Raw genomic sequence first — 14,848 nt, 5'->3', positions numbered from 1 at the left:
CAACAACGTCCACGTCGTAAGCAGTTCATCACACCAAAGAGGAACCATCATGAAGAAGATCGTGCAATCGCGCTGTGCCGTGGCTGTCGGCGCTGTCCTCATCGCGCTCGGCGCCGTTGCTCAGGCGAACGCGGCGGAACTGACGGTCGTGAACTTCGGCGGCGCGAATGGCGACGCGCAGAAGGCCGCATTCAACCAGCCGTTCGAGGCGCAAAGCGGCTCGAAAGTGACGGCTGTCGAATACAACGGCGAGCAGGCCAAAGTGAAGGCGATGGTCGAAGCAAAGCATGTGAACTGGGACGTCGTCGAAGTCGAATCGGGCGACCTCGGCCGCGGCTGCGACGAAGGCCTGTACGAAAAGCTCGACTGGTCGAAGCTCGGCAAGAAGTCGGATCTGATTCCCGAAGCGCCGCAAACGTGCGGCGTCGGCATTTTCGTGTGGTCGACGGCGATGGCGTACAACGCCGACAAGCTGAAGACGGCGCCGGCAAGTTGGGCTGACTTCTGGGACACGAAGAAATTCCCGGGCAAGCGCGGCATGCGCAAGGGCGCGCGCTACAACCTGGAATTTGCGCTGATGGCCGACGGCGTCGCGCCGAAGGACGTCTACAAGGTTCTTGGTACGAAGGAAGGCCAGGACCGCGCATTCAAGAAGCTCGACGAGCTGAAGCCGAATATCCAGTGGTGGGAAGCGGGCGCGCAGCCGCCGCAATTCCTCGTCGCGGGCGACGTGGTGATGTCGACGGCATATAACGGCCGTATCGATGCCGCGCAGAAGGAAGGCAAGAACCTGAAGGTGGTGTGGAACGGCAGCATCTACGACCTCGACTACTGGGCAATGCCGAAGGGCACGCCGAACAAGGCGCTGGCCGAGAAGTACATCGCGTACACGATCTCGTCGAAGCCGCAGCAGGAATACGCGAAGCACATCGCGTATGGCCCGGTGAATGAATCGGCGATCAAGTCGCTCGACGCGAAGACGCTCGCCAATCTGCCGAACTCGCCCGCCAACGGCAAGAACGCGGTGCTGCAGAACCTGACGTTCTGGACCGATCACGGTGATGAGCTGGAACAGCGCTTCTCGTCGTGGGCATCGAAGTAAGTCTGAGGTGAATGCGATGCGGCATCCGCACAGGGAAGCCGCATCGCTGTAGCAAGTTGCTTTGACGCAGGAGAAACCTGTGACGACGATCACGATCGCCGCCGACCCGGCCCCCGAGTCGACCAACAAACTCAAGCGCGAGCTGAAAGCCGCCGAAGCGAAGAAGCGCGCGATGGCGCTGCTGCTGATCGCCCCGCTCGCGATTTTTCTGCTGCTGATCTTCGTCGTGCCGATCGGCGCGCTGTTGACGCGCGCCGTCCAGAACCCCGAGATCGCGGCAGCATTGCCGCATACGGTGACGGCGCTGCGCGACTGGGATCGCAAGTCTGCGCCGAATGACGCCGCGTACGCCGCGCTCGCCACCGATCTCACCGCTATAGCCGATGGCGAAGCAATGGGCGCGCTCGCGCGGCGCCTGAACACGGAGATTCCTGGCTATCGCTCGCTCGTCGCGAAGACGGCGCGCGCGATGCCGCTGAACGACGACGCGGGCCACGCGCTGCCGCCCGCGCAGGTCAAGGCGAAGATTCTCGAAGTCGACGAACGTTGGGGCGATGCGAAATACTGGCAAGCGATTGCCAAAAACGGCAGCACGATTTCGCCGTTCTATCTGCTCGCCTCGCTGGATCACAAGCAGGACGCGTTCGGCCACATCATTCCGACCGACCCCGAGCAGCAGATCTATCTCGCCGTGTTCAGCCGCACATTCGTGATCGGTTTCGCGGTGACGGTGTTCGCGCTGCTGCTCGGTTATCCGCTCGCGTACTGGATTTCGACGCTCAATGAACGGCGCGCGAATCTCGTGATGATCCTCGTGCTGATTCCGTTCTGGACGTCGATCCTCGTGCGTGTCGCCGCGTGGATCGTGATTCTGCAAAGCGAAGGTCTCGTCAACAAGGCGCTGATCGGCTCGGGCCTGATACACGATCCGTTGGCGTTGCTGTTCAATCGCGTCGGCGTCTATATCTCGATGACGCACATTCTGCTGCCATTCATGATCCTGCCGCTGTACAGCGTGATGAAGTCGATTCCGCCGACCTATCAGCGCGCGGCCATTTCGCTCGGCTCGCATCCGTTCGCGGCGTTCTGGCGCGTGTATGTGCCGCAGACTTATCCGGGCATCGGCGCGGGTGCGCTGTTGGTGTTCATTCTCGCGATCGGTTACTACATCACGCCGGCGCTGCTCGGCGGACCGAACGATCAGATGGTCAGCTATTACGTCGCGTACTTCACCAACGTGACGATCAACTGGGGCATGGCGTGCGCGCTCGGCGGGCTGCTGCTCGCGGCGACGCTCGTGCTGTATGTGATCTACGGACGCTTTACGCGTTCGAACGTGAGCCTTGGTTGAGGAGCGACGCGATGAAATTTGCCAAACCGATGTTCGCGCCGCATACGTCGATAGTCGAGCGCGTGTGGTATTTCACGTTGCGCGGGCTTGCCGTGTTGACGCTGCTGTATCTGATCCTGCCCGTGCTCGCGATTGTGCCGTTGTCGTTTTCATCGAGTACGTTTCTCGTCTATCCGATTCCGGGCTGGTCGCTGCGCTGGTATCAGAACCTGATCGCCTCCGACGAATGGCGGATGGCCGCGAAGAACAGCTTTATCGTCGCGCCGTCGGCGACCGTGCTGGCAACGGTGCTTGGCACGCTCGCGGCGATCGGTTTGACGAAGGCGAACTTCAAGGGTAAGGCGCTGCTGATGGCGATTCTGATTTCGCCGATGATCGTGCCCGTCGTTGTGGTCGGCGTCGGCATGTATCTGTTTTTTGCGCCGCTGGGACTGGCCAATACATATATCGGCCTGATCATGGCGCATGCGTCGCTGGGCGTGCCGTTCGTCGTGACGACGGTGGCGGCTACATTGCAGGGCTTCAACTACAACCTCGTGCGGGCAAGCCTGTCGCTCGGCGCGAACCCGGTGAAGACTTTTTTCAGTATCACACTGCCGGTGATCGCGCCGGGCGTGATTTCAGGCGCGCTGTTCGCATTCGCGACGTCGTTCGACGAAGTGGTCGTCACGCTGTTCCTCGCGGGCGCCGATCAGACGACGTTGCCGCGGCAGATGTTCACGGGTATCCGCGAGAACATCAGCCCGACCATCGCCGCGCTGGCGACGATTCTTATCGTGTTCTCGACCTGCTTGCTGCTTGCGCTCGAATGGTTGCGTGGAAGGAATGCGGCGCGGGCGGTGGCGGCGTGAGCAAACTCGCTGAGTTATGTCATTGCGGTCGCACGTCTACCAGCGCTGCGACCGCTCCCACGATTGCGCGTTTCACGCGCGTTTGTCATAAATTGTCAGAGCTTCTCTAGTTGACCTGAAAGTTCCTGTATAGCTCGCTATCGGACACTTTCTGGAATTATGAAGCAATGCTTTGCGAGGCTCTGACACTTCGGTCTTTGAACGAAACCGACGCCGCTGCGTTCACAAAACTGCGGCTCAAGGCCATCGACGATTCCCCATCGGCGATCTGGCCGACCCTCGAAGAAGAGCGCACGCGGCCGCTCGACGCTGTCGCCGCGCAAATACGGCAGACGCCTGAACAGATCGTGTTCGGCGTATTCGATCAGCACATGCTGATCGGAATCGCCGGTCTCAAACAGGAGCCTTACGCGCAGTTACGTCACAAGGGCGTGCTGTGGGGCTTGTTCGTTCATCCTCTGTATCGGAACGTGGGCGTCGCGCGCGAATTGCTCGGGGCCGCGTTGACGCATGCGCGCACGATGCGCATGCGGCAGATTCATCTTCGCGTCAATACCGAGAACCATCGTGCGCGGCGGCTTTATATGACGAGTGGGTTTACTGGCTATGGCGTTGAGCACCGCGCGATGTGCGTGAACGGGCGTTACTTCGATGAAGAGAACATGGTGTTGTTTCTGGATGGCGAGAATACCGCTGCGTAGCACTCAACAACCGCTCCAAGCCGTGACAAACGTTGACAACTCAGGTCGAGCGCTGCGTTAAAACTACAGCCCTTATCACTCACAGTGGAAACCTGAGAAAACTATGGAACACGGAATCATTGCCTGGCTGATCATCGGCTGTATCGCGGGCTGGCTTGCTAGTGTGCTGGTGTCGGGCAGCGGCTATGGCGTCCTCCTCGATATCGTCGTCGGCATTGTGGGCGCGTTTATCGGCGGCTGGCTGTCGGGCGTGCTGCATATCTCGCTTGGCAGCGGATGGATCGGTTCGACGATCACGGCGTTCATCGGCGCTGTGATCCTGCTGTTCGTCATCCGGCTTTTCCGGCGCGGCTGATTTAAATTCGACGCGCGAAAAACAAACCCGGCTCCGGCCGGGTTTTTCATCTCTGCACTATCGCTTCGCCGTCTGATCGGCCGACGCCCCCGGCGTCATCCCGCCCAGCGCCTGAAACAGCGCCGCCGTATCCGCAAGACGATCAGCCTGTGCGCGCGTCCTGTCGAGCGCCGTCTGCAACGCCTGGCGCTGCGTATCGATCAAGCTGAACTGACTGACGCCGCCCGCCGCATACTGTGCCTGCGCGATCGTTACGCTTGCCTGCGCTTCCGACGCCGCGTCATCGCGAGCCTGCAGTTCGCGCGCATCATCATTCAACGCGTGCAGCGTATCGGCGACTTGCTGGAGCGCCTGCAACACCGTCTGCCGATACGATGCAAACGCCGCATCATAAGCAGCCTGCGCGGCGCGCTTCTTCGCCCGTAGCTCGCCGCCATGAAAGATCGGCTGCGTCAGATTCAGGCCGAGGTTCCACACGTTCAGGCTGTTGACGACATCTTCGATGCGCGTGCGCTCCGACCCGATCCCCGCCGACACGATGAACTGCGGATACAGGTTCGCCGTCGCGACGCCGACATTCGCGCTAGCCTGATGCAACAGCGCCTCCGATGCGCGGATGTCTGGCCGTTCGCGCGCGAGCGTCGACGGCAGCGTGACGGGTACGGTGTCGGGCAGATGCAGCGCATCGAGCGTGATCTCGTTGAAATCCGCTTGCGACGGCGCGACGCCGAGCAAAATCGCGAGCTGATGATCGGCTTGCGCGAGTTGCGTCGTCAGCGGCGGAATCTGCGCGCGCGTCTGCGCGAGCAGCGTGCGCTGTGTTCGCACGTCGAGTTGCGCGACGCCGCCCGCCGCGTACCGTCCTTCGACGATCGTCAGTTGATGCGCCTGTGCATCCGCGAGTTGCTGGGTCAGCGCGAGTTGCTGTTGCAGCGACGCGCGCCGGATCGCCGTTGACACGACATTGCCCGCCAGCGACAGGCGCGCGGCATCGAGCTCATACGTCTGATAATCGACTTGCGCGAGCAAGGCTTCGAGCGCGCGCCGGTTGCCGCCGAAAATATCGAGCGCATACGACACGCTCACCGACGCATTGAACAGCGTGAACGGCCCGGGGTTCGGCACGTTCGGAATGCCGAACGCAGCGGGATTCACCTTTTGCCGCGTGCCGGACAGCGTCGCATCGATGGTGGGGAACTCGGTCGCGCCCGCTTGCGCGATGTAGTTCTCGCGCGCCTCGACGAGTTTCGCGCGCGCTTCGTCGAGTGTCGGGCTGTGTTGCAGCGCCGTGTCGACGAGACGGTTCAGCGCGTCGGAGTGAAACTGCATCCACCATGCGGGCAGCGCGTTGTTCGCGGCGACGAGCGTTTGCGTGATACCTCCGGCCTGCGTCGCGGCGGGCAGCGCTTCACGCGTGTAGGACTGGGCATCGGGCGCGGCGGGCGCGTGAAAGTCGGGGCCGACCGCGCAGCCGCACAGCGCGAGCGCGGATAACAGCACGTAGTGTTTCATCGTCGAGCCTCCTAATCCAGCGTGCGCCGATAGAAACGCACGGCAATGGCCAACACGACGGCTGTGAAGATCGCGACGGGCCACACAGATGGCCACAGTTCGACCCAGCCATTGCCCTTGAGCAGAATGCCGCGCACGAGCCTGTTGAAGTACGTGAGCGGCAGCAGATTGCCGATCCATTGCGCCCACACGGGCATGCCTGCGAACGGAAACATGAAACCCGACAGCAGCAGGCTCGGCAGAAAGTAGAAGATGGTGAGCTGCATCGCCTGCAACTGGTTCTGCGCAATCGACGACAACGTAATGCCGACCGTCAGGTTCGCCGCGATGAAGAGCAGCGCGGCGATATACAACGCGATCAGACTGCCGACGAACGGCACGTTGAAGACATAGCGCGCCGCCGCCAGAATGATCGACGCCTGCACGAGCCCGATTGCGATGTACGGCACCAGCTTGCCCGCGATCACCTCGATCGGCAGCACGGGTGTCGCGAGCAGGTTTTCCATCGTGCCGCGCTCGCGTTCGCGGGTCATCGCGAGGCCCGTCATCATGACCATCGTCAGCGTGAGGATCGTGCCCATCAAGCCCGGCACGACGTTGTACTGCGTAACGCCCTCGGGGTTGTACAGCTTGTGGATCTGCACGTCGAACGCGGCGGGCGCGCCGTTCAGATGCGCAAGCGGCCCGGTGATGTCCTTGTCCGCGACAGACTGCACGAGACCGGGCAGCGCGGCGAGCGGCGCCTGTGTCGCGGTTGGATCGGTGGCGTCGGCTTCGACGAGCAGCGCGGGCCGTTCGCCGCGCAAGAGCCGCCGCGAAAAATCGACGGGAATCGACACGACGAAGGTCACGTCGCCGCGTGCCAGCGCCTCGCGTGCCGCGGCGTCGTCGGGCAGCGTATCGACGATATGAAAGTAGTCCGAGTTCTTCATCGCCGCGACGAAGCTGCGCGAGAACTGGCTCTGCTCGCTGATGACGACAGCCGTGCGCAGATGCTTCGGGTCGGTATTGATCGCAAAGCCGAACAGCGCGAGCTGAAGAATCGGCAAGCCGACGATCATGCCAAATGTGATGCGGTCGCGCCGCAACTGGATGAACTCCTTGAGGACGATGCCCCACCAGCGCGTCACGGAGAATAGACGGTTCACGATGGCTTCCCGTAGTTATCGGCCGAGCGGCTCATCATGTAGATGAAGACGTCTTCGAGGCCGGTTTGGATCGGCTCGATCCGCATGGGCAGGCCGGACGTTACCTGTCGGATCGCCTTTTCGAGGGCGGCGTGGTCGTGGCCGCTTGCGTGCAGCGCGGAGCCGAATACGACGGTCTGATCGACGCCAGGCGTCTTGCGCAACTGTTCGGACAGCTGCGTCAGACGCTCGCCGTGAATCGCCCACGTGGCGAGCGCCTGCGAATCGATCACCTGCTGTGCCGTGCCTTGCGCGAGCAGTTTGCCGTACGCGATATACGCGAGCTTGTGGCAGCGCTCCGCTTCGTCCATATAGTGCGTGCTGACCAGCACCGAAATGCCTTGCGCGGCGAGCCGGTGCAATTCTTCCCAGAAGTCGCGGCGCGCAGTGGGGTCGACGCCCGCTGTCGGTTCGTCGAGCAGCAGCAGCTTCGGTTCGTGCAGCATGCAGGCGGCGAGCGCGAGCCGTTGCTTCCAGCCGCCCGACAGCGCCCCTGTCATCTGGTCCGCGCGCGTCTGCAAGCCGAGCGTTTCGAGCGCGCGATCCACCTTCTCCTTGCGGTCGCGCATCTGATAGATACGCGCGACGAAATCGAGGTTTTCGCGGATCGTCATGTCTTCCCAGTACGAGAAGCGCTGCGTCATGTAGCCGACGTTGCGCTTGATCTGCGCGCTGTCGCGCACGATGTCGTAGCCGAGGCAGGTGCCGCTGCCGGAATCCGGCGTGAGCAGGCCACACATCAGGCGGATCGACGTCGTCTTGCCGCTGCCGTTCGGGCCGAGAAAGCCGAAGATTTCGCCGTGCGCGACTTGCAGCGTGACGTCGTTGACAACGTGCTTGTCGCCGAAGTGCTTGTTGAGGTTGTGTACGTCGATGGCGAGCGAGCCTTCCGCCGAACCTTGCGCCCCGCTCTGCGTGCTCATCGCAAGGTCACCGAAACAGGCTGGCCGGGATGCAGGCGCGGCGCGTCGTCGACGGAAGGATGCGCTTCGACCATGAAGACGAGCTTCGCGCGGCTCTCGTTGCTATAGATGACGGGCGGCGTGTATTCCGACGAACTCGACACGTACGTGATCTTCGCGTCGATATCCGACGCGCAGCCGTCGCAATGGACCGTCAGCGCGCGGCCGGGGGCGAGCGAGCCGACCACGGTTTCGGGCACGAAGAAGCGCACCTTCACGTTTTGCGGCGGCAGCATCTGCACGACGGGGTTGCCCGCCTGCACCCATTCGCCGACACGGTACAGCGTGTCGTAGACGCGGCCTTTGGCGGGCGCGTTCACACGCTTCTGGTCAAGCTTCCATTGCGCCTGCGCAACGGCCGCCTGCGCCGCTTCGACCTGCGCGGTCTGCGCGAGCAACTGCTGCGAGCGCCCCGGCAACCGCGCGACCTGGACTTCGTGCGTCAACTCATGCACCTGCGCATTGGCGGCGTCGGCGGCGGCGCGCGTATCGTCGAGCTGTCCCTTCGGAATGCCGCCCACGCGATACTGCGCTTCGTCGCGCGTCAATTGCAGCGCGGCCTTGCGCGCGTTCGCCACGGCCTGCGCGAGCTGCGCCTTCGTCACGTCGATTTCCGGCGGGCGCTTGCCTGTCTGGATGTCCGCCAGTTGCGCGCGGGCGGCGGAGAGCTGTTGTTGCGCCTGTTGCAGCGCGGCTGTTTCGTCGACGGATTCGAGCGCGAAAACGGGGGCATTCGCGGTGAGCTGATCGCCGCGCGCGACGTCGAGTTTTGTCAGCTTGCCCGATTGCGACGAGCCGAGATACACGAATTCCCCTTCGACGTAGCCTTGCCACGTATTGTCGGCGCGATGCGAGCACGCGCCGAGCACGCCGCATGCCATGAGCGCGGCAACAACCCGTACGACGCGCGCGGATGAACGTGAATGCTTCATGAGCTGGACCTCGTGGATGGGCGGCGTGTCGCGGTGTCCGCTTTTTTCGCGGCCGGCTTGCGTGCGGCGCGCTCCGCCGGCGGATTCATGCCGCCGAGCAGCAGGGCCGTAACGTGCCGCTGCAGCGTGTCGCGCTCGATAGCCGGAAAGCCTCGAATGCTTTGCCACATCTTCGCGGCCGCTTGCGGCAGCATCACGAGCGCAAAGAGCGAGTTGAACATCAACAGCGGCTCTAGCTCGGGATTCACCGCGCCTGCGTGCTGCGCTTCCTTGATGCGGGCGCCGAACCGCTTGATGTTGTCGAACGGAATGCGCGTGACCATGCGATCGCGCAGCATCCCGCCTTCGTTGACGACCTCGCGCAGCCAGAGCGGCGGCAGCCACGGCATGCGGCCCGTCACGTCAAACAGACGCTTGACGAACTCGGCCACCATCACGAACGGATCGTCGCTCGAATCCTCTCCGGCAGCGCTCCAGACAAAACCGACGGACGGGGCGAGCCGCTCTTCGACGATCGCGTCGAGCAGCGTCTCGCGATTCGTGAAGTAGTAATGCACGAGCGCGGACGTCACTTCCGCGGCGGCGGCGATCTGCGCGACGGTGGTGGCCGAGATGCCGCGCTCCGAGAAAAGGCGCGTGGCGGTATCGAGCAGATGCTCGCGCACGTCGAAATTCTCGACGGCGGGGCGGCGCCCGCGCGGTTTGGCCGGTTGACGTTTCATGTTCATGGGACGCAAGCTTAATTGACGAGTTAGTTAAATTCAAGCGGGTTTACCTCGAGTACGACAACTCGCCTCGCACGGGATGTTGCAAGTCATCACCCATGGCAGGCGAGCGGCGCCGCAGTGCGCTTCGCCATGAACTAGCGAAATTTCGCTCGTCTGATATACCCTTTCATGCCGCGAGCAATATTGGGAATTGAATAACAAATAAACTGGAAAAAAGCCGTGAAGAAAGATATGGAATGCAGAATATTCCGCAGAATAATCACGTTGATAATGACTTAGAATAATCGACGTATATAAAGGCATGTGGTCGATAAACACGCCATGTGAGCAGCGCGATAACACGTGAGTCAAAAGAAAATCAGGAGAACGGCAGTTGGCTTCTATATTGATAGTGGACGATCACCCGGCGTTTCGGCTGGTTATCAAGACTCATCTGTTGCAATTGCTCGGCACACAGGAAGTATTTGAAGCAGACAATGGACAATCCGCAATGGAAATGGCGCGTCAATTCGCGCCCGACCTGACCATTCTCGATCTGGATATTCCGCGCATAAATGGCCTCGATGTGCTCGCACGCCTGAAAACCGCGCATCCGTCCATGCGCGTACTGATCCTGTCGAGCCACGATGCGTCCACCTTCGTGTCCCGTGCCATGCGCGCGGGTGCGCAAGGCTTCGTCAGCAAGTCGCAAGACGTGAAGGAGATCATGCGCAGTGTCGAAGCCGTCATGTCGGGCTACAGCGTGTTTCCCGTCGCGCCTTCCGCGAGCGTCGGCGCGGCTGGACGGGGCGTCGTCGAAGAGCGCAAGCTCGAATTGCTTTCCGACAAGGAACTGGTGATCCTGCAGATGCTCGCCAAGGGCATGTCCAACAAGACGATCGGTGACGCGCTCTTCATCAGCAACAAGACGGTCAGCAGTCACAAGACGCGGTTGATGACCAAGGTGGGCGTCGCAACGCTCGTCGATCTGGTCGATTTCGCGCGGCGCTGTGGCATCGCCGCGGCCCGGCAATGACGGCGGCATGCTCGCGCGGTTTTTGCGGCCATGCGGTGGACATGAATGCGCTGCAGGAACGAATCAATGCGCTCGCGCTCGGCGATCACGCTGTTGCACGGGACGTGACGAGCGCGCTCATTGAAACGAACCACGCAACGCTTCTCTACATGTCCGCAGCCCGTAACAGCGAAGCATGGAACGAGTTGGGCCATGCCGCACATCGTCTGGCGGGTTCGTTGCGGATGTTGCAATGCAGGGGGGAAACCGCACTGGCGCTGCGTCTGGAGCGTGCCGCGCTCGAGCACGACACGCTGACGGCGGTCGCGTTGCTGCCGGGCGTGACGGAAGCAATTACTGCCTTGAACGAAAAGCTCGACGCACTGCTTGCATGACAGACCGAAGAGCGTGCGGCGTGGCGCTGTGTCTATCGTTGGCTGTATAGCAATTAATACTTATGTGCGACGAAACAGGCATTTTCTCCTGCTAAGACGAAACGGCACCCTATACTGATCAATAGCGTGTCTGAGCGGCCTTCCCCGGGGCTACATCGACCAGCCGCGCTAACCGCGCACGGTTCTCAGATCGTCTCCACCGTGTCTCGTGGTGTTTGGGCCCGCGTTCTGCGGGCTTTTTGTTGTCATGAGCGCGCCGTGTTACGGTCCGACTCTCCGCCGCGAACTGTGGCCATCAAGCTCCGTCATCTGCGCTCTCATCCGCGCGACGAGTCCGTCGATCAACACGTTGCCGACAGGTTCCCGCGCGCTGCTTGCCCGTTGCAGCGCACTCACCAGGCCGCGATTTCCGATTGCGATGAAGTTCATGCAGGAGGGACTGCTGTGAGGCATGCGCGTCTGGTTCATCGCGGCGAGTTGGCTCGTATCGCTGTCGAAGTCGCGGACAGGGCGGTCGAGCGAATGCGCGGATTGCTTGGACGTGTTGCACTCGATGCGGATCACGCGCTGTGGCTCGAACCGTGCAATGCCGTGCATACGTTCGGCATGCGTTTCCCGATCGACGTGGTCTTTGTCGACAGGCGTGGGTGCGTGCTGTCGATTCATCGAAATGTGAGCCGCGCTCGCATGCTCGTCTGCTGGCGTGCGCGAGCGGCGCTGGAGATGCGCGCGCATGCGGCGCAGGCGTCGCGTATCGAAGTCGGCGACAGGCTCGAATGGAGGGCGCTGACGTGAAGTGCCGAGGCATGCGCAAACGGCGGGTGGCGGGGCAGGGGATGACGGAGTTTCTCGTCGTCGCTCCGCTGCTGCTGTTCTTCGGCTTCGTGACCGTGCAGTTCGTGCTGCTGTACCAGGCGAAATCGACGCTCGATGTCGCCGTGCTCGAAGCCGCGCGCGAAGGGGCCGTCAATCACGGGTCGATGGATGTGATGCAAGCGGGACTCGCGCGTGGACTCGCGCCGTTGTATGCGCGCAGCGCTGACGCAACGGGCGTGCAGTCGGCGTTGCTTGCGGCGCGGCGTGCAGTGGGCGAGGCGGCCTCGATCGAGATCGTCAGCCCGACGGCGGCGATGATGCGCGACTTCACGCGTCCGCGTGTCTATCCCGCTGAACGCGTGACGCACGATGAAATTCCCAATGACATGCTGATGTATCGCGACACCGCACACGGCGCGGAATCGGATGTGAACGTGCAGGATGCGAATCTGCTGAAGCTGCGCGTGCATTATTGCTTCGATCTGATCGTGCCCGTTGCAAACAAGGTGCTGTACTACGCGACGAATGTGATCGGCGATATCGCAACGAACGGCGTGTTTTCGCGCGAGCCTGCAGAAGCGAACGTCGATGCGTACGGCTCGCCGAAGCGGCCCAACAGTTTGTGCAGGACGACGCTTGCCGATGGATGGCAAAGCCAGCGTTGGCCCGTTGCGCTGGAATCCGAGGCGGTTGTGCGGATGCAGTCGCCGTTTCGTGCGGAGGCGGCGAACGAAGTGCATGCGACGGCGGGGCGTTGATGCACCGAATGCTGTTGCTCGGGGTGATGGCGTGTGTCGTGAGCGATGCGCACGGGTCCGGGCGAGTGGAGATGATGATCGGCGGGTTGAAGGGCGTCGATGCCGATGCGGGTGTCGGTGTCGTTTCGGATACGCCGTTGATCGTCGAGTTCGGCGCGCCGTTGGAGGCTCAGCGCGCGCGTTCGAAAGTTCTCGCGTGGACGGCGCTTGTTGATGATGTCGCGAAGCGTATTGGTGTCGATAAAGCGCTGCTGATGGCTGTCATCGATGTCGAATCGGGTGGTGATCCGTTTGCCGTGTCGCCAAAGGGCGCAAGAGGGTTGATGCAGTTGATGCCGCAAACAGGCGCACGGCAAGGCGCGGACGATCTGTTCGATCCTTACCAGAACGTAGTCGCGGGCACGCGCTTGCTCGATACGCTGCTTGCGACGTTTGGCGATGTGTCGCTGGCGCTCGCGGCGTATAACGCGGGGGAAGGGGCGGTGCGTAAGTTCGGCGGTACGGTTCCGCCATATGCGGAAACGCAGAAGTACGTTCGGCGGGTGATGGAGCGGGTGGCGGTTTATCGGCGATAGCGCGTAGCGGTGAAAAAGCGGTACCTCTATGTCGCAGTTGATTTGTCATTACGCAGCACAGCGAAGGTAGCGGGATGCAAGGGGCTACCGAGGTGTCGCAGAACGGCCAATCAGACCTGTACCGACGGAACGCTCTTCATGCAGCGCAACGCAAACATCGACCGGCTGTGGCGGATGCCCGAGATGCGGTACAGCTTGTCGCGTAGGAATCGCTCGTACCCGGCGGTACCGTCCACGGCCACTTTCACGAGGTAGTCGTATTCGCCCGACACGAGATAGGCCTCCAGCACTTCAGGCAAGGCAGCCAGTTCGGGGCCAAGGCGCGCCAGGGCATCCTCGTCGTGGCGATCGAGCGTGATCTCTAGCAGGACGATGTCGGCCAGGCCGAGCTTCTTCTGGTCGAGTAGCGCGACATAGCCGGTAATGTAGCCGTCGTTTTCGAGTTGGCGCGTGCGATTCCAGCACGCCGTGGTGGACATCCCGACGAGTTCCGCCAGTTCCGCATTGGTCAGGCGTGCGTTCTTCTGAAGCTGGCGCAGGATCTTCCGATCCTGGTTGTCCAGTGGACGATTTCGCGTTGTCATGGCGATAGAAGGAAGAATATCAACATGAATTCCATTCTAACCGAACAACGTCCCGCATTTCGGTAGAAATCACGGGAAATTCGGAAGCCTTTATAGCGCGCTGACGCCTATATTTTCACCATGCTTCCGCGCCCGGGAACGGCCTTGCCGGCCATCTCACCGGCTCGGTCCTCCGCAGCGGCCAGGAGCCGCGCCCGGATGATTCGTCGCCTCCGATCGAGGTGGCCCCACGCTGACGATATCGGGCTTCACAGCTCGGGCAAGACGCGTATCGGGCACGGGAGCTTTCGACCAACCGAACTCCGGCGGGTCCCTCTCACTCGCATTTGCCGACGCGAAGCACGCGATCCGGCAACGAAGGAAAACACGATGTTTATGCAGCCCTATGTTTCTTTCCTCATCGCATCTCTGGTACTGATCTACTCGCCGGGGCCCGTCAACGTGCTGACGATAGGCCAGTCCATGCAGGCCGGCTGGCGCTCGGCGCTGCCATGCGTCTGGGGCGCAACGTGCGCGCTCGTGCTGCAGCTCGTGCTCACCGCGCTTGTCCTGCACTCGATGCTGCTCGTCAGCGAACATTCGCTGGCGTTCATGCGCTGGACGGGCGCCGCATACCTCGTGTATCTGGGTTGCAAGCAATGGCGCTCCGCGAGCCTTGCGGAGCCGAACGCCTCTGAGCACATGCAGCGCGGCCTGTTCTGGCGCGGCTTCGCGACGTCGGGACTCAACCCCAAGTCGCTGCTTGTCTTTCCGTCGTTCATTCCGCAATTCATAAGCGCGGACGCGCCGTGGTCGGCCCGCGAACAGTATCTGGTGCTGGCCGCGACCTTCACGCTGCTCTTTGTACTGGGGGTCATCTCGAACGCGCTCCTTTCGCACCGGCTGGGCACCCTTCTGCGCCGGCCAAGTCGCCTGAAGGCCTTCAATCGGGTCTCGAGCGCCTTGCTGGTGGGAATGGGGGCATTGATGGCCGCCGCTCACTGAGTCGACCTTCAGCCGCCCTATATCGCCAGCCGAAAAAAAAGCCCGGATAAACCGGGCCTCT

General features: G+C 62.0%; 17 protein-coding genes. 11 read left to right on the top strand and 6 right to left on the bottom strand.

Features of this window, described 5'->3' with window-relative positions:
• Positions 1 to 49 precede the first annotated feature (49 nt).
• From C2L65_RS28810 to C2L65_RS28790, 5 genes are all read left to right on the top strand, one after another.
• Positions 50 to 1,102 carry an ABC transporter substrate-binding protein gene (locus tag C2L65_RS28810; protein ID WP_042315691.1) on the top strand — a complete coding sequence of 351 codons (1,053 nt, stop codon included), beginning with the start codon at positions 50 to 52 and terminating at the stop codon, positions 1,100 to 1,102.
• 88 nt (positions 1,103 to 1,190) lie between these two features.
• A complete protein-coding gene (locus C2L65_RS28805; RefSeq protein WP_416365585.1) occupies positions 1,191 to 2,453 on the top strand; it encodes an ABC transporter permease in 1,263 nt (420 codons plus the stop codon).
• Positions 2,454 to 2,464: 11 nt separating this feature from the next.
• Positions 2,465 to 3,304, top strand: coding sequence for an ABC transporter permease (locus C2L65_RS28800; protein ID WP_042315690.1), 840 nt, complete (start codon positions 2,465 to 2,467; stop codon positions 3,302 to 3,304).
• A 167-nt stretch (positions 3,305 to 3,471) separates the two neighbouring features.
• Complete coding sequence (locus C2L65_RS28795) at positions 3,472 to 4,005, top strand: GNAT family N-acetyltransferase (protein ID WP_042315688.1); 534 nt, start codon at positions 3,472 to 3,474, stop codon at positions 4,003 to 4,005.
• A 103-nt stretch (positions 4,006 to 4,108) separates the two neighbouring features.
• Positions 4,109 to 4,360 carry a GlsB/YeaQ/YmgE family stress response membrane protein gene (locus C2L65_RS28790; RefSeq protein ID WP_042315687.1) on the top strand — a complete coding sequence of 84 codons (252 nt, stop codon included), beginning with the start codon at positions 4,109 to 4,111 and terminating at the stop codon, positions 4,358 to 4,360.
• Positions 4,361 to 4,417: 57 nt separating this feature from the next.
• Here C2L65_RS28790 and C2L65_RS28785 read toward each other — a convergent pair whose 3' ends face one another.
• The 5 genes from C2L65_RS28785 to C2L65_RS28765 are packed head-to-tail and all read right to left on the bottom strand — an operon-like array spanning position 4,418 to position 9,681.
• Complete coding sequence (locus tag C2L65_RS28785) at positions 4,418 to 5,872, bottom strand: efflux transporter outer membrane subunit (protein ID WP_042315686.1); 1,455 nt, start codon at positions 5,870 to 5,872, stop codon at positions 4,418 to 4,420.
• 11 nt (positions 5,873 to 5,883) lie between these two features.
• The gene (locus tag C2L65_RS28780; protein ID WP_042315685.1) at positions 5,884 to 7,020 is read right to left on the bottom strand and encodes an ABC transporter permease; all 1,137 of its coding nucleotides are present in this window, start codon (positions 7,018 to 7,020) and stop codon (positions 5,884 to 5,886) included.
• Entirely contained in the window at positions 7,017 to 7,982 is a 966-nt protein-coding gene (locus C2L65_RS28775; RefSeq protein WP_042315684.1) for an ABC transporter ATP-binding protein, read from the bottom strand. Before C2L65_RS28775 ends, C2L65_RS28780 begins: the two co-directional genes overlap by 4 nt.
• Positions 7,979 to 8,953, bottom strand: coding sequence for an HlyD family secretion protein (locus C2L65_RS28770; protein WP_042315681.1), 975 nt, complete (start codon positions 8,951 to 8,953; stop codon positions 7,979 to 7,981). Before C2L65_RS28770 ends, C2L65_RS28775 begins: the two co-directional genes overlap by 4 nt.
• Positions 8,950 to 9,681 carry a TetR/AcrR family transcriptional regulator gene (locus C2L65_RS28765; RefSeq protein WP_042315680.1) on the bottom strand — a complete coding sequence of 244 codons (732 nt, stop codon included), beginning with the start codon at positions 9,679 to 9,681 and terminating at the stop codon, positions 8,950 to 8,952. The genes C2L65_RS28770 and C2L65_RS28765 overlap by 4 nt, the downstream gene beginning before the upstream one ends.
• Before the next feature lie 373 nt (positions 9,682 to 10,054).
• Here C2L65_RS28765 and C2L65_RS28760 point away from each other — a divergent pair, with 373 nt between their 5' ends.
• The 5 genes from C2L65_RS28760 to C2L65_RS28740 all read left to right on the top strand — a co-directional run bounded on the left by C2L65_RS28760 (position 10,055) and on the right by C2L65_RS28740 (position 13,219).
• Positions 10,055 to 10,696 carry a response regulator transcription factor gene (locus tag C2L65_RS28760; RefSeq protein WP_042315678.1) on the top strand — a complete coding sequence of 214 codons (642 nt, stop codon included), beginning with the start codon at positions 10,055 to 10,057 and terminating at the stop codon, positions 10,694 to 10,696.
• A 41-nt stretch (positions 10,697 to 10,737) separates the two neighbouring features.
• Positions 10,738 to 11,070, top strand: coding sequence for an Hpt domain-containing protein (locus tag C2L65_RS28755; protein ID WP_233446564.1), 333 nt, complete (start codon positions 10,738 to 10,740; stop codon positions 11,068 to 11,070).
• A 444-nt stretch (positions 11,071 to 11,514) separates the two neighbouring features.
• The gene (locus tag C2L65_RS28750; RefSeq protein ID WP_042315672.1) at positions 11,515 to 11,865 is read left to right on the top strand and encodes a DUF192 domain-containing protein; all 351 of its coding nucleotides are present in this window, start codon (positions 11,515 to 11,517) and stop codon (positions 11,863 to 11,865) included.
• The gene (locus C2L65_RS28745; RefSeq protein WP_042315669.1) at positions 11,847 to 12,644 is read left to right on the top strand and encodes a TadE family protein; all 798 of its coding nucleotides are present in this window, start codon (positions 11,847 to 11,849) and stop codon (positions 12,642 to 12,644) included. The genes C2L65_RS28750 and C2L65_RS28745 overlap by 19 nt, the downstream gene beginning before the upstream one ends.
• Positions 12,644 to 13,219 carry a lytic transglycosylase domain-containing protein gene (locus tag C2L65_RS28740; protein ID WP_042315667.1) on the top strand — a complete coding sequence of 192 codons (576 nt, stop codon included), beginning with the start codon at positions 12,644 to 12,646 and terminating at the stop codon, positions 13,217 to 13,219. The genes C2L65_RS28745 and C2L65_RS28740 overlap by 1 nt, the downstream gene beginning before the upstream one ends.
• Before the next feature lie 110 nt (positions 13,220 to 13,329).
• Here C2L65_RS28740 and C2L65_RS28735 read toward each other — a convergent pair whose 3' ends face one another.
• A complete protein-coding gene (locus tag C2L65_RS28735; RefSeq protein WP_042315665.1) occupies positions 13,330 to 13,803 on the bottom strand; it encodes an Lrp/AsnC family transcriptional regulator in 474 nt (157 codons plus the stop codon).
• 369 nt (positions 13,804 to 14,172) lie between these two features.
• Between C2L65_RS28735 and C2L65_RS28730 the strand changes: the two genes are divergently transcribed.
• Positions 14,173 to 14,787 carry a LysE family translocator gene (locus C2L65_RS28730; protein ID WP_042315664.1) on the top strand — a complete coding sequence of 205 codons (615 nt, stop codon included), beginning with the start codon at positions 14,173 to 14,175 and terminating at the stop codon, positions 14,785 to 14,787.
• Positions 14,788 to 14,848 lie beyond the last annotated feature (61 nt).

It is taken from the genome of Paraburkholderia terrae, from assembly GCF_002902925.1.
Taxonomy (GTDB): Bacteria; Pseudomonadota; Gammaproteobacteria; order Burkholderiales; family Burkholderiaceae; genus Paraburkholderia; species Paraburkholderia terrae.
This window is presented reverse-complemented; position numbering and strand designations above follow the sequence as displayed.

Bases quoted from the DNA above. Each gene is read 5' to 3' on its own strand.
- C2L65_RS28730 (WP_042315664.1), top strand. From the start codon at position 14,173: ATGTTTATGCAGCCCTATGTTTCTTTCCTCATCGCATCTCTGGTACTG.
- C2L65_RS28740 (WP_042315667.1), top strand. From the start codon at position 12,644: ATGCACCGAATGCTGTTGCTCGGGGTGATGGCGTGTGTCGTGAGCGAT.
- C2L65_RS28735 (WP_042315665.1), bottom strand. From the start codon at position 13,803: ATGACAACGCGAAATCGTCCACTGGACAACCAGGATCGGAAGATCCTG.
- C2L65_RS28770 (WP_042315681.1), bottom strand. From the start codon at position 8,953: ATGAAGCATTCACGTTCATCCGCGCGCGTCGTACGGGTTGTTGCCGCG.
- C2L65_RS28800 (WP_042315690.1), top strand. From the start codon at position 2,465: ATGAAATTTGCCAAACCGATGTTCGCGCCGCATACGTCGATAGTCGAG.
- C2L65_RS28810 (WP_042315691.1), top strand. From the start codon at position 50: ATGAAGAAGATCGTGCAATCGCGCTGTGCCGTGGCTGTCGGCGCTGTC.
- C2L65_RS28765 (WP_042315680.1), bottom strand. From the start codon at position 9,681: ATGAACATGAAACGTCAACCGGCCAAACCGCGCGGGCGCCGCCCCGCC.
- C2L65_RS28790 (WP_042315687.1), top strand. From the start codon at position 4,109: ATGGAACACGGAATCATTGCCTGGCTGATCATCGGCTGTATCGCGGGC.
- C2L65_RS28755 (WP_233446564.1), top strand. From the start codon at position 10,738: ATGAATGCGCTGCAGGAACGAATCAATGCGCTCGCGCTCGGCGATCAC.
- C2L65_RS28795 (WP_042315688.1), top strand. From the start codon at position 3,472: ATGCTTTGCGAGGCTCTGACACTTCGGTCTTTGAACGAAACCGACGCC.
- C2L65_RS28775 (WP_042315684.1), bottom strand. From the start codon at position 7,982: ATGAGCACGCAGAGCGGGGCGCAAGGTTCGGCGGAAGGCTCGCTCGCC.
- C2L65_RS28785 (WP_042315686.1), bottom strand. From the start codon at position 5,872: ATGAAACACTACGTGCTGTTATCCGCGCTCGCGCTGTGCGGCTGCGCG.
- C2L65_RS28745 (WP_042315669.1), top strand. From the start codon at position 11,847: ATGGAGGGCGCTGACGTGAAGTGCCGAGGCATGCGCAAACGGCGGGTG.